Source organism: Phyllobacterium endophyticum (genome assembly GCF_003010935.1).
GTDB lineage: Bacteria > Pseudomonadota > Alphaproteobacteria > Rhizobiales > Rhizobiaceae > Phyllobacterium > Phyllobacterium endophyticum.
Map to the genome: position 1 here is coordinate 30,005 of NZ_PGGN01000006.1, position 12,366 is coordinate 42,370.

Below are 12,366 nucleotides of genomic sequence, written 5' to 3' on the forward strand. Positions count from 1 at the left end.
TGTCGGCATACTTGAGCTGTTTACCCAATCATCGGCGGATCTTCGTATCTATCCTCCACGAACGGGCGCAGGCACGTCGACGCGAATGAGCCTTGAGAAGTCAGGCGTCAGGCCTGCAGCCGATGCACGTTTGTCGATATGAGCCCGCTCCCGCAGTTCTGACAGCGGCAGGCTTGTGTCGAGTGCTCCATTTTCATAGGCATATTCGGGCAGGTAACCGTTCACGATCAGCCGCCAATCAAGCGGAATGGCATCGCCGACCGCCCTTATCATCTTCACGATGGTCGTCGTGCAGTTCGTCGTTATCGAATTGTAGAATTCCGGCGTCGCCGCCAGCGCATTGGCGTCGACCACATATTCGAGCAGCAGGGCCCGCGCAGCTTCGGGAGAGGCCTTGAGGCGATAGATTTGCACGTCCTCTCCGCGGAAGTTCGAACGGACACCGACCACGTCTCGCTCGTCAGCGGCGACTATGACCAGGGGATGGCTCTTGAACAGATCTGCAACAGGCGAAAACGAGCCGCCGACGCGCCGGCGCACCTCTACCGACCACGCGATATAGTCGTCACCTTCGAAGCCGAAGCTCATCATCACGTGGGCAATATTCGGATTTCCCCACTGGGACATGAAAAGGTCGGCGGACCTGATCTTTTTCAAGTCGTAGGTTCGTGTGGTCCAACGTTCGACGAAATCGGTCTTGCCCCGCCATTCAAAGTCGCGGACGTTTGTCAGCGTCAGCAAATCGCCGTCGCGCTCTCCCGTCACCTGCCGGGCCACCTCCGGCGCCCAGTCCGCCTGCTCAAGCGGCTTTATCGTGCGCCACCATGTCAGTAGCAAGCCGAAGCAAACCAGAAATACGATCAGGGACTGAACACGCAGGCGCGTGAACAGCGCGATCACGGTTGCGAGGCCAAGCAGTCCGAACAAGCAGCCGGCAGCAACCCTGAGAGGCTCGGGCAAAGGCAGCCGGAAGTAGAGCGCGGCGACCGCCCAAGCCGTCGCAAGCATCACGATCGCGCCGAGCATGATCGCGATTGTCACACGCCCCGCGCGCAGCATCGAACTTCCCCCATAACTGCTGATCTTAGCCTCCCGAGATCGTTTTTGCCGCTGGTTTGCTCGAAGGCTTGAGCAGGATGACGAGTAGCAGACCAACGACGATGATCGCCGCCCCTTCCAGATGATAGGATTGCAGGCGCTCGCCAAGGATCAGATAGGCGAGCACGGCGGTAAAGATCGTCTGGAGATATAGCAGCACGCCCGCCCGCGCCGCACCCAGTGCTTCAATACTCCAATTGAAGAGGTAGTACATCAGCGCCCCGCCCGGAACCGCCACATAGGCCAGCGCGATGAGCCCGCTTGCATCGAGCGCGAAACGGTCCTCGGAAGCCAGTTCCCAGAGATAGAACGGCAGAGCTGTAAGCGCCGCAGCGCCAAGCAGTACGACAAGGAGCGGCAGACGCTTCAGATCGAATTTCGCGCGGCGAAGCAGCACGGCATATAGACCGAAGCAAAACGCGCCGGCGACGATCCACAATTCGCCGGGATTGATGTCCAGACGCAAAAGCGCCGCGGGGCTGCCCTTGACGATAATGACGACGATCCCGACGAAGGCTATGATCGAGCCGATCACCTGCCAAACTCCCATTGGCTCGCCCAAAATGAAACGGGCGAGGATCATGGTGACGATGGGGATCAGGGCCATGATGATGCCTGCCGTGGTGGCGTCGGCATATTTCAGCCCCACGAAAACCAGGCCCTGGCAGATCGCAAGCCCAATCCCACCTACCAAGAGCAGTTCGAGAAAACGGGCCCGCACGAGCCCGGCCATGGCGTTGAAGTGTCCGTGTACGATCGGTAGCAGGATTGCCCAGGCAATCAGCACGCGCCAGAAGCACAGCGCCCAGGGCGGCATCTCCGGAACAACCCATTTTGCCGCAATATAGACGCCGGCCGACAGCAGCCAGCAGAACACTCCCACGGAATAGGCGACTGCAACTGATTTGCCTCCTACCCCATCCGTCCCGGCTGCGCCATTGTGGATTGCCCAGACATTCATCGCCATGTCCGAATTATGCCACAGTTCCGGCAACCTGCACAATTATTGCGGCAGCACTCACGTCAGGGTGCCGGATTTAACGTGACGGTCGTAACCCCTCCGGCGAAATTGATGCCTTCCTGGCCCTCTACCGAGATAGGCTGCAGGGAAAACGCTCTGCCCGTACCACCAACCAGAATGTTCGCACCTGCTCCCGGGCCGACCGAAGCGTTTGCTCCGACACCCGCATAGGTGCCGGCGAGCGCTCCCGCTGGAAGTCCGCTCGTTGCTGCTACGACGCCCCAGATCAGGTGCCCCGATGCGACCTCGCCGATCGCGACTCCATATTGGTCGAGCGATCCCGTATAATTATCGATATTGCCGCCATTGTTCTGCTTGAACGTGCAGGAAAGCTTTTGCTTCTCCACGACGAACATTCCTATTCCCTTGGAAATGTCGCAGGAGAGCATGCCGATTTGAGAAGATTGGGCACTCGCCTCAAACGGGATTAACAAGGCAGCGCACCCAAGCATCTTGTGAAACAAAGTCATTTTCAACTCCTGCTCCTGTGGAAACGGTGGGAGCACCGTGGAAGCCGCTCCTGCTTACGACATAGGTCCGCTTCAACCCGCAGAAGTGAAGTACGTAACAGTTACAGGTGCACAGCGCATGCGCGGCGACCCCATCCCGCTCTCGTTTTCTATAAGCCTCGACCTCATTGACCGCCACTTGCTGTGCCGCACGCATGAGGTGAATCGAGCGGTCGGCCAACCCCGTGGATGTTGATAATTAAAGTCTTGACGGGCCGCCGGGGAGACCGGCGTTTGTAACTGTTACGTACTTCACTCGGAAGCTGATCCAAGAATAGCTTGGAGGAGCAGGCATACGCCGAAGAAAATACCTGGACGCGTATTGCCGGGGACGGCACCTCACGCTGCGGATCTGCGCACACTTCGTACCATTCGAACACTTTGACAATCAATGCTCGCATCGCTGTTTCGCACCGGGAGAAAGTTCAGGCCGCCGACCGCCCGCGAACCGATAAGTACGTGATCAAACCGAGGAGTTGAAAAATGACCGGGAGAATGCTGAAGTTCCGTCTTGGCGCATTGGTCGCCGGGACGGTGTTGTGCGGTGCGCTCGCACCCGCCGAAGCGCAGGACGCGCAAAAAAAGCCCAACATCCTGTTCATCGTCTCCGATGACACGGGGTATGGTGATCTTGGACCTTATGGCGGCGGCGAAGGACGCGGCATGCCGACACCAAGCATCGACAAACTTGCAGACGAGGGCATGACGTTCTTCTCGTTTTATGCCCAGCCAAGTTGCACGCCCGGCCGTGCCGCCATGCAGACCGGCCGCATTCCGAACCGCAGCGGCATGACCACAGTGGCCTTCCAGGGCCAGGGCGGAGGCCTGCCGGCGGCGGAATGGACGCTCGCGTCGGTGCTGAAGCGCGGGGGCTACCACACCTACTTCACTGGCAAGTGGCATCTCGGTGAAGCCGACTATGCACTTCCGATTGCCCAAGGCTATGACGAGATGAAATATACGGGCCTTTATCATCTCAATGCCTATACCTACGCCGATCCGACCTGGTTCCCTGACATGCCTACGGATCTCAGGGAGATGTTCCAGAAAGTGACCAAGGGCTCGCTGTCCGGCAAGGCCGGAGGTCCGGCAACAGAGGACTTCAAGATCAACGGCCAATATGTCGATACCCCGACGATCGATGGCAAGGAAGGCGTGGTCGGTATTCCGTTCTTCGATGGCTATGTCGAGAAAGCAGCGATTGAATTCCTTGACGCGGCGTCGCAAAAGCCGGACGAGCCCTTCTTCATCAACGTCAATTTCATGAAGGTTCACCAGCCGAACCTGCCGGCACCCGAATTCCAGCACAAGTCCCTGTCGAAAAGCAAATATGCGGATTCGGTAGTGGAACTTGACACGCGTATCGGGCGCATCATGGACAAGCTGCGCGAAACCGGCCTCGACCGGAATACTCTGGTTTTCTACACGACGGACAATGGCGCTTGGCAGGATGTCTATCCTGATGCCGGTTACACGCCCTTCCGCGGTACCAAGGGCACCTTGCGCGAAGGCGGCAACCGCGTTCCCGCAATTGCCGTATGGCCCGGCAAGATCAAGCCCGATACGAAGAATCATGACGTTGTCGGCGGCCTCGATCTCATGGCAACATTCGCCTCCGTCGCCGGTGTTCCGCTGCCTGACAAGGATCGCGAGGACAAACCCATCATCTTCGACAGCTATGATATGTCGCCGGTCCTGCTTGGTACGGGCAAATCCGAGCGTAAATCCTGGTTCTACTTTACCGAGGACGAACTCTCGCCAGGCGCCATTCGCTTCAACAACTACAAGTTCGCGTTCAATATCCGCGGCGACGACGGAGCGTCGACCGGTGGTCTGGCCGTGGACTCCAATCTTGGCTGGAAGGGTGCGGAGAAATACGTCGCCACGGTACCGCAGGTGTTCGACCTGTGGCAGGACCCGCAGGAGCGCTATGACATCTTCATGAACAACTTCACCGAGCGGACCTGGATGGGCGTCGTCATGGGTGAAGAGCTGAAGAAGATCATGAAGACCTATGTCGATTATCCGCCACGGAAAATGCAGAGTGTCGGCTACACGGGACCAATCACGCTTTCGAACTACGAGAAGTTCCAGTGGGTGCGGGACTCGCTCGCGAAAGAGGGTGTCACCCTCACCTTGCCCACCGGCAATTGACGACACAAACGGCCCCCGGTTTTGACCGGGGGCCGATCAACTTCTGCGCGGCTATTAGAGGGCTTCCATCATGTTCACGACATATCAACTTGCCCGCACCCTCGCGCTGGGCATCGCGACCACGCTTCTTTTCGTCGTCCATGCGTGGGCGCAAAACGATCCGCTTCCGTCATGGAATGACACGGCCCCGAAAGCCGCCATCGTCGCCTTCGTCGAGAAGGTGACCAAGGAGGGCTCGACCGACTTCGTAGCGGAACCAGAACGCATCGCCGTATTCGACAATGACGGCACCTTGTGGACCGAGCATCCGATGTACACCCAGCTCGCCTTCGTCCTCGACCGCGTCAAGGCCGAGGCCGCATCTCACCCCGAATGGAAGGATACGCAGCCCTTCAAGGCGGTGCTCGAGAGTGATATGAAGACGCTTGCCGCCTTGGGAGAAAAAGGCCTGGTGGAACTCCTCATGACCACCCACTCCGGAATGACGGCCCAGGAATTTCAGACGATAGTGACCGACTGGATTGCCACCGCGCGTGACCCCCGGTTCAAGAAGCCTTACACCGACCTTGTCTATCAGCCGATGCTCGAACTGCTCGCTTATCTGCGCGCCAATGGCTTCAAGACCTTCATCGTGTCGGGTGGCGGCATCGAGTTCATGCGGCCGTGGACCGATAAGGTTTACGGAATCCCGCCCGAACAGGTGGTCGGTTCATCGATCAAAACACAGTTCGAGATGAAGGACGGCGCACCGACCTTGATGCGGCTACCACAAGTCAATTTCATCGATGACAAGGCGGGCAAGCCCGTCGGTATCAACGAGCACATTGGCCGCCGTCCGATCGCCGCGTTCGGCAATTCCGATGGTGACCTCGAGATGCTGCAATGGACGACTTTGGGCGGCAAGCCGGGCTTCGGGCTGATCGTTCACCATACGGATGCCGAGCGCGAATATGCCTATGATCGCAACACCGACTTCGGACGCCTCGACAAGGCGCTCGATGCTGCGAGCGTGAACCAGTGGACAGTCGTCGACATGAAGGCTGACTGGAAGCAAATCTTTCCCGATTGAGCGATTGCTGTCCCGGATACTGCAGGAAGAAAACGCCGCAATGGATAGGCTGAATGTTCGCTTGGCGGGAATTCTTTTGGCGAGCTTTTCCCTTTGCGGCCTGCTTGCGTTCCCCTTGCATGCTCGCGCCGAGAATGTCTCGACTGCTGCTGTCGACCCGCTGATTTCGATCCACGACGGTTTCGTCGACGAGAAGAAGTGCGCCTCCTGCCACGCCAGCGAGGCCGAGGCCTTTGCCAAGTCAAATCATGCCAAGGCGATGGCCCTCGCCGGCGACGAGACCGTGCGGGGTAATTTCAATAATGTCGAACTCGAACATGACGGTATCGCTTCGACCTTCTTTCGCCGCGACAGTCGCTTCTTCGTGCGCACCGAGGGCCCTGATGGCAAGCAGGCAGAGTTCGAGATAAAATACACCTTCGCCTATGAGCCGCTTCAGCAGTACCTCGTCGACCTCGGCGGAGGGCGGTTGCAGGCTCTCGACATGGCATGGGACACGAACAAGCGGGAGTGGTTCTGGCTTGGTCAGGGCAAACCGGCCAAGCCCGGTTCGACCTATCACTGGACGGGCCCGTTCTACCGCTGGAACCGGACCTGCATCGATTGTCATTCGACCGATCCTCAGGCCAATTTCCAGCCGGGGACGAAGGAATATCGGTCAACCTATGTGGCGACCAGCATCGGTTGTCAGTCCTGTCATGGCGGCGGCGCAAAACATGTGGAATGGGCCGAGGCAAAGTCGCAGTCTGCCCTGACGACCATAGGCCCCGATCTGGGACTTGCGAAACCTGATGCGAGCACTTGCTTTGGCTGCCACTCGCGGCGGACCCGGCTTCTCGGCGGTCAACAGGCCGGACAGCCGTTTCTCGATCAATTCTCGCCGGCGCTGCTCCGGCCGGACCTTTATTTCCCGGACGGCCAGATCCTTGACGAGGTCTTCGAGTACGGTTCCTTCCAGCAAAGCAAGATGGCGAAAGCGGGCGTTACCTGTCTCGATTGCCACACGCAGCATGAAGCCAAGCTCAAGGCGCAGGGCAATGCCCTGTGCACCCAATGCCATACAGAAATCACTCCGGAACGCTTTGCCCACTACAATCCGGCAGGCGATTTCGATACTCCAGCCCATACGCATCATCCGATGGGTTCACCCGGCGCGCAGTGCACCAGCTGCCACATGCCCGAGCGCACCTACATGAAGGTGGATCCGCGGCGCGACCACTCCCTGACGATCCCTCGGCCCGACCTGTCGGCGGCTTACGGCACACCCAATGCCTGCACCACCTGCCATGCGGGCAAGCCCGACACCTGGGCGGCCGAAATCATGGACGCGTGGTACGGCACGTCATGGCGCGAACGCCCGACCATCGCCCATGCCTTCGCCGGCGCGGCGCAAGACGATCCGGCTTCCATCGAGGCCCTGCGCAAGATCGTGGCGGACCGCGAGCAGGCTGCCATCATCAAGGGCAGCGCGATCGCGGCCATGAGCCGGATCGGTGGAGCAGACGTCGTCGCGGATATAAAGGCGGCGGCGGAAAATTCCGATCCGCTCGTCCGGCTCGGAGCTGCGGAAGCCGGGAATAACCTGCCGCCTGAGCGCAGGTCCTATGCGATCGGCAAGCTGCTCGGTGACGAAACACGGGCCGTGCGCGTAGCAGCGGCTACGGCGCTGGGCAGCACACCGCCGCTGAATTTCCTCGGCGATGAACGAAAAAAATTCGCTGCCGCCATCGAAGATCTTCGCGCCTATGTTAAAGCCAATGCCGATGCTGCCGAAGTGCAGAACAACTTCGGATCGTTCCTTTTGGGCCAGCAGCGCCCCGGCGAAGCGGAGACGGCATTCCGTGAGGCTATCGCGCTTGATCCTGCACTCTCCGGAGCGAGGATTAACCTTGCCGAGCTTTACCGTGCGACCGGCCAAGACGAAAAATCCGAACGCGCATACGCCGAGGCGATCGCAATCTCGCCCGACCAGGCCGATTTGCGTTACGGCCATGCCTTGTCGCTCGTTCGCCGCAAGGCCATGCCGAGCGCTATTGATGAACTCGAACGGGCCGTGAGCCTCGACCCCCGCAATTCCCGCTATAGGACAACTCTCGCCATTGCGCTCGATTCGGTCGGGCGCACCGCGGATGCTTTCGCAATGCTCGACCAACCTCTTCCGGGCGAAACCGACGCAAACCAGCTTGGCACCACAATCCAGTTTGGCCTCAAACTCCGGCGCTATTCGGAGACACTCAAACATGCTGAGGCGCTTGCCCGCCTGCAGCCCGGTGACCCGCAGATAGCAGATCTTGTAAGACAGCTGCGGGTGATTGTTGAGAAAGAATGAAGCGCTCGCAACCTTTTCAGAGCATCGGGTATCCCGACTTGCCATACCGCTGGAGATGGGTTGAAGCCTGTCGTTGGTGCCCCCTGCCGGAATCGAACCAGCACTCCTTTCGGAACCTGATTTTGAGTCAGGCGCGTCTACCAATTCCGCCAAGGGGGCCGCAAGAGCGTTCGGACACAGGTGAACCCACGCCCGTGACAAGCCAAATACATGCAGAGCCACCCTTCGGTCAACAATAATAAGATGATTTGTTGATTGCAACGCGGCATGGGTTGCCCATTCGGACGCTGAAGGATCAAATGCCGACCGCGCCGCCCCTAAGACGGCCTCACAGCTTCACCTTAGCGGCGCGCACGCAGAATCGCACGCCTCGTTCGCGAGTGGATGCGGAATTGAGAAAACAAAGGTGAGTTCGCGATAAGTTTTGAAGTGTGTGGTGTCTACACCAAAATTCGGCGACCGGGACGAGAGTAAATTACCAATATGTTCAGGTTTTGCGTTCAATCCACCAGTTCAAAGTTTACCGGCAACGAACTCTTGGCACCAGCGTCAGAGAAGTAGTGGTTTCCGTGTTCCAGCCCTCTGCACTGGAGGTATGCCAACTTCGACCCGTGCAACGAAGCGACTTGAGATTTGGACAGAACGAAGCTAAAGGCCTTGCTCACCTTGGCACGATCGGTGGTCATTGTGAACGCTCCCTTCCAAACTCCCTCCTCCCAAAAAAAATTCTGGTCAAAGAATTTCTCTATTGCGAGATCCTTTTCGACTGCCCCCCGGCCCGGAATGCAGGTCTTCGGTCCGGCCAATAGGCCGCTATCACGGGCCACCATCTTCGCGTTTGATATCGCCGCGTCATCCCTCCAGATAATTCGTTGCGATAGTTCGGACAAAGGCCCGACTGTTAAGGTGGTAAAGGGATCTGTTCCATTCGAAGAATTAAGAATCGCATCAGGAGAAAGTTCAATAATCTTGTCCGATGGGCTGGTTAATCGCATCGCAAGCGTCTGGAACGACTCGGCTCTTGACGTATTGTTTAGCGCTTGAACTCCAGTAAGGAATTCACCAACTCCCAAATAGACTGACACCATTCCATCGCTTGTGATGTGAACGTCCTTTTGAGTAAATTGGCGAGCAGGTGTGTTTATCTCAATAAATTTTGGATAAGGGCCCGAAATGGGGCCGGTCCAATCCTCAAATCCAGCTTTTCGAACTCTGACGTTGTAGACCGATTGCACCTTCTTGCGAGACATCGGCACTATAAAAGTACCATCTGAGAGGGAAATGCTGCGGCCCAGACCGACAATGTCGACAACAGCGCCCTCGATACTCCTGCCCGTTTCATCAGTAACGTTGCCCTCGACAAGGAAGACCTCGTTCATGTAGCTATCAGCCATGAAGCCGCCGATGGCCAATAATCCAAACAACGCGGACACCCCAAAACCGTATCGCACCAGTATGGGTCGTTCTCTACCGTCTTTGGCGGCAACATACAGAATTGAACCAATAATAAGCAGTGAAAGAGCTGCCAAGGCAAGTGGTGTATTGATGCTACCGATTATTGTAGCGAAACCGTCTGTACTCATAGGCACCTGAAATCAAAAAAAATAATATTCAATACGTCATAAAAAAATCGCGGGAAACTTCTCACGATGCCCAGCTTATGGTGCCCCCTGCCGAAATCGAACCAGCACTCCTTTTGGAATGTGACTTGACTCAGGCGCGTCTGCCCATTCCGCAAAGGGGGATCGCAAGAGCGTCGGACATGGGTGTACCACGACCATCAAAAACCAGATACATGCAGAGCTACCTTTCGGTCAACAGCTATAAGATGATTTCTAGAATGTAACACATCGTGTGTTGCCCCGTCCGCACGAGACAAATAGAGGCGAATGACCCGGGACAACAGCCTTGGCAAAAGATTGAGCGAAATGATTTTAATTGGCCGCATTTTGCTCTAGGGTCTGGCGAGATTCAGGTCAGGACGAGCGGAAATGGTGATTTTTAAGGACCGGCGCGGTGTGAACATTCTTGTTCAAGGGCGCCGGGAGAGCATAAAAATGCCATTCCAGGCCGTCACGGGGTGAATATCGACAGACCCTGAAGACCGCACGACTCTCCAACAGCCTCCCCGACAGGAACTAGCCTATGCTGCGCAGACTATACGATTGGACCATGTCGCTCGCCGCCCGCAAATCTGCGGAGGTCTGGCTTGCCGTCATCGCGTTCATAGAGAGTTCGGTGTTTCTTGTCCCGGCCGATGTACTCTACCTTCCGATGGCGCTGGCGCGTCCTGAACGAGCTTATCGCTATGCCCTCGTCGCAACCGTTGCATCTGTTCTCGGCGGCATAGCCGGCTGGCTGCTCGGCTACTATGCCTATGAGACATTGGCCAAGCCGATCCTCGAAATGTACGGCAAGCTCGACGCGTTCGAACACTTGCGCGGTTCAACCAGCGCCGATGCAATCTTGCTACTCCTCGTCACCTCGGGGCTCGCCCACCTGCCGCCGATCAAGATCGTGACGATCCTGTCGGGAGCGGCAGGCATCAATATCTGGCTGTTCGTCGTTTCGGCGGTTCTTGCGCGCGGTGCGCGCTTTTTCTTTCTCGCATGGCTTTTGAGGCGCTATGGCGAGCCTATCCGCCATTTTATCGAGAAGCGGCTTGGTCTTATTGCCGGTGCAGCAGCGCTTGTTCTGATATTGCTTTATGCATTGTTTCACTACACCCAGTTGTAACCAGGCCGCATGAATAAGGACGTCCAGACAACATGAATGTTACGAACACCCACATCCATTTCAGGACGGCTGTGTTTCTCCTCGTCGCGATGATTTTCACAGTCGGGTCAGCGCTCGGATTTCAATATATCGGCGGCTACCTTCCGTGCAAATTATGCCTTGAGCAGCGCTTTCCCTATTATGCCGGAATTCCTTTGATGGTGCTCGCGGTGGCGTCGGCAGGTTTGAAATGGCCGGCGGGCCTGACCCGGCTTCTCCTGGCTCTCGGCGGACTCCTCATGCTCATCGGTCTCGGCCTCGCCATCTTTCACGCGGGCGTTGAATGGAAATTCTGGGCGGGACCCACCGATTGCACGGCGGTATCCATGTCGATCACCACGGATGCAGGCAGTCTCTTGAACGATATGAACGCCATTCATCCGCCTGCATGCGATACGGCGGCACTGCGCGTGTTCGGCCTGTCCTTCGCCGGCTGGAATGCGATCGCGAGCTTCATTCTCATGATCGTTGCATTTCGTGGTGCAGCGAAGACTTAGACGGTTCTTATCTCCCCCTCGTGGGGGAGAAAGCCATTTCAGCATCTTAGCCTCTTTGCTAAGTGCTAGAAATCGCCAGAGAGGGGATTTGCTTCTAGACTACCCCCTCTCTTCGATCTCCTTCCCACAAGGGGAGAGATAGTCGGCGCTAGCCAGCCGGGATTGGCCGGGACCATCTGAGAATTCAGCCTGGCGAGTCAGCTGGTGCGGTTTTCGAGGACCGGCGCGCAGCGTACAGGGTGTACGTGAGCACCGGAAGCGCAGAAAACCGCATCAGATGGCCATCGGGGTGGATTGGCAGAGGTCTCAGGGTTCGAGCTCGACATCCCAGTACAGATAATCCATCCAGCTTTCATGCAGATGGTTTGGTGGAAACAGGCGGCCGTTATTGTGCAGGTCATGCACGGTCGGCTCGTAAGGCTTCTGCCGCGGCCACATTTTGGCGCGGTTGGGCATCAGTCCGCCCTTGCGAAGATTGCATGGTGAACAGGCAGCCACGACATTCTCCCAGATTGTCTCGCCGCCCGCACAGCGCGGGATGACATGATCGAAGGTCAGATCTTCATCGGAGCCGCAATATTGACATTCGAAACGGTCGCGCAGGAAGACATTGAACCTTGTGAAGGCGGGGTTGCGCGAAGGTTTGATGTAGGTCTTGAGCGAAACCACGCTTGGCAGGCGCATCGCGAAGGAGGGCGAGGAAACCTCATGCTCGTATTCGGCGACGATGTTCACACGGTCAAGAAAAACCGCCTTGATCGCGTCCTGCCAGGACCATAGCGACAAGGGATAATAACTGAGCGGACGATAGTCCGCATTGAGTACCAGAGCCGGTAACCCGTCCGGCGAGACGGCTATTGTCAAGGAATCAACTCCCAATCCAACCATCAAGCATCATTATTGTAAGCCGGACG

Annotated in this window: 10 protein-coding genes and 1 tRNA gene; 5 read left to right on the forward strand and 6 right to left on the reverse strand. The window is 57.4% G+C overall.

All coding sequences use genetic code 11. From position 1 onward, the window contains the following. Positions 1–48 precede the first annotated feature (48 nt). The 3 genes from CU100_RS23165 to CU100_RS23175 are packed head-to-tail and all read right to left on the reverse strand — an operon-like array spanning position 49 to position 2,589. Positions 49–1,059, reverse strand: a complete 1,011-nt coding sequence (locus tag CU100_RS23165) for an Lnb N-terminal periplasmic domain-containing protein (RefSeq protein ID WP_106719015.1) — start codon at positions 1,057–1,059, stop codon at positions 49–51. 25 nt (positions 1,060–1,084) lie between these two features. After that, on the reverse strand, positions 1,085–2,065 hold the full coding sequence (locus CU100_RS23170) for a DMT family transporter (protein WP_106719016.1): 981 nt from the start codon (positions 2,063–2,065) through the stop codon (positions 1,085–1,087). A 56-nt stretch (positions 2,066–2,121) separates the two neighbouring features. Continuing rightward, positions 2,122–2,589: a DUF992 domain-containing protein gene (locus tag CU100_RS23175; protein WP_106719017.1), complete on the reverse strand. Its 468-nt coding sequence runs from the start codon at positions 2,587–2,589 to the stop codon at positions 2,122–2,124. Between the two features lie 522 nt (positions 2,590–3,111). Here CU100_RS23175 and CU100_RS23180 point away from each other — a divergent pair. The 3 genes from CU100_RS23180 to CU100_RS23190 all read left to right on the forward strand — a co-directional run bounded on the left by CU100_RS23180 (position 3,112) and on the right by CU100_RS23190 (position 8,180). After that, positions 3,112–4,782, forward strand: a complete 1,671-nt coding sequence (locus tag CU100_RS23180; RefSeq protein ID WP_106719018.1) for an arylsulfatase — start codon at positions 3,112–3,114, stop codon at positions 4,780–4,782. Positions 4,783–4,852: 70 nt separating this feature from the next. After that, a complete protein-coding gene (locus tag CU100_RS23185; RefSeq protein WP_106719019.1) occupies positions 4,853–5,851 on the forward strand; it encodes an HAD family hydrolase in 999 nt (332 codons plus the stop codon). A 40-nt stretch (positions 5,852–5,891) separates the two neighbouring features. Then, positions 5,892–8,180 carry a tetratricopeptide repeat protein gene (locus CU100_RS23190; protein ID WP_146141895.1) on the forward strand — a complete coding sequence of 763 codons (2,289 nt, stop codon included), beginning with the start codon at positions 5,892–5,894 and terminating at the stop codon, positions 8,178–8,180. Positions 8,181–8,254: 74 nt separating this feature from the next. Here the strand turns inward: CU100_RS23190 and CU100_RS23195 are convergent. Together CU100_RS23195 and CU100_RS23200 are read right to left on the reverse strand one after the other, a co-directional pair. After that, positions 8,255–8,339, reverse strand: a tRNA-Leu gene (locus CU100_RS23195). Positions 8,340–8,680: 341 nt separating this feature from the next. Then, positions 8,681–9,763 carry a carboxypeptidase-like regulatory domain-containing protein gene (locus tag CU100_RS23200; RefSeq protein WP_106719020.1) on the reverse strand — a complete coding sequence of 361 codons (1,083 nt, stop codon included), beginning with the start codon at positions 9,761–9,763 and terminating at the stop codon, positions 8,681–8,683. Positions 9,764–10,325: 562 nt separating this feature from the next. On the opposite strand from CU100_RS23200, the gene CU100_RS23210 reads away from it, so the two are divergent. Both CU100_RS23210 and CU100_RS23215 read left to right on the forward strand, forming a co-directional pair. Next, positions 10,326–10,916: a YqaA family protein gene (locus CU100_RS23210; protein WP_106719021.1), complete on the forward strand. Its 591-nt coding sequence runs from the start codon at positions 10,326–10,328 to the stop codon at positions 10,914–10,916. Between the two features lie 32 nt (positions 10,917–10,948). After that, the gene (locus CU100_RS23215; RefSeq protein WP_106719022.1) at positions 10,949–11,452 is read left to right on the forward strand and encodes a disulfide bond formation protein B; all 504 of its coding nucleotides are present in this window, start codon (positions 10,949–10,951) and stop codon (positions 11,450–11,452) included. Positions 11,453–11,758: 306 nt separating this feature from the next. Here the strand turns inward: CU100_RS23215 and CU100_RS23220 are convergent, their stop codons facing one another. Beyond that, positions 11,759–12,316, reverse strand: a complete 558-nt coding sequence (locus tag CU100_RS23220) for an HNH endonuclease (protein ID WP_106719220.1) — start codon at positions 12,314–12,316, stop codon at positions 11,759–11,761. Positions 12,317–12,366 lie beyond the last annotated feature (50 nt).

What these genes read in the sequence shown, in the direction of transcription:
- CU100_RS23165 (WP_106719015.1), bottom strand. Translation starts at nt 1,059, where the DNA reads ATGCTGCGCGCGGGGCGTGTGACAATCGCGATCATGCTCGGCGCGATC.
- CU100_RS23170 (WP_106719016.1), bottom strand. Translation starts at nt 2,065, where the DNA reads ATGGCGATGAATGTCTGGGCAATCCACAATGGCGCAGCCGGGACGGAT.
- CU100_RS23175 (WP_106719017.1), bottom strand. Translation starts at nt 2,589, where the DNA reads ATGACTTTGTTTCACAAGATGCTTGGGTGCGCTGCCTTGTTAATCCCG.
- CU100_RS23180 (WP_106719018.1), top strand. Translation starts at nt 3,112, where the DNA reads ATGACCGGGAGAATGCTGAAGTTCCGTCTTGGCGCATTGGTCGCCGGG.
- CU100_RS23185 (WP_106719019.1), top strand. Translation starts at nt 4,853, where the DNA reads ATGTTCACGACATATCAACTTGCCCGCACCCTCGCGCTGGGCATCGCG.
- CU100_RS23190 (WP_146141895.1), top strand. Translation starts at nt 5,892, where the DNA reads ATGGATAGGCTGAATGTTCGCTTGGCGGGAATTCTTTTGGCGAGCTTT.
- CU100_RS23200 (WP_106719020.1), bottom strand. Translation starts at nt 9,763, where the DNA reads ATGAGTACAGACGGTTTCGCTACAATAATCGGTAGCATCAATACACCA.
- CU100_RS23210 (WP_106719021.1), top strand. Translation starts at nt 10,326, where the DNA reads ATGCTGCGCAGACTATACGATTGGACCATGTCGCTCGCCGCCCGCAAA.
- CU100_RS23215 (WP_106719022.1), top strand. Translation starts at nt 10,949, where the DNA reads ATGAATGTTACGAACACCCACATCCATTTCAGGACGGCTGTGTTTCTC.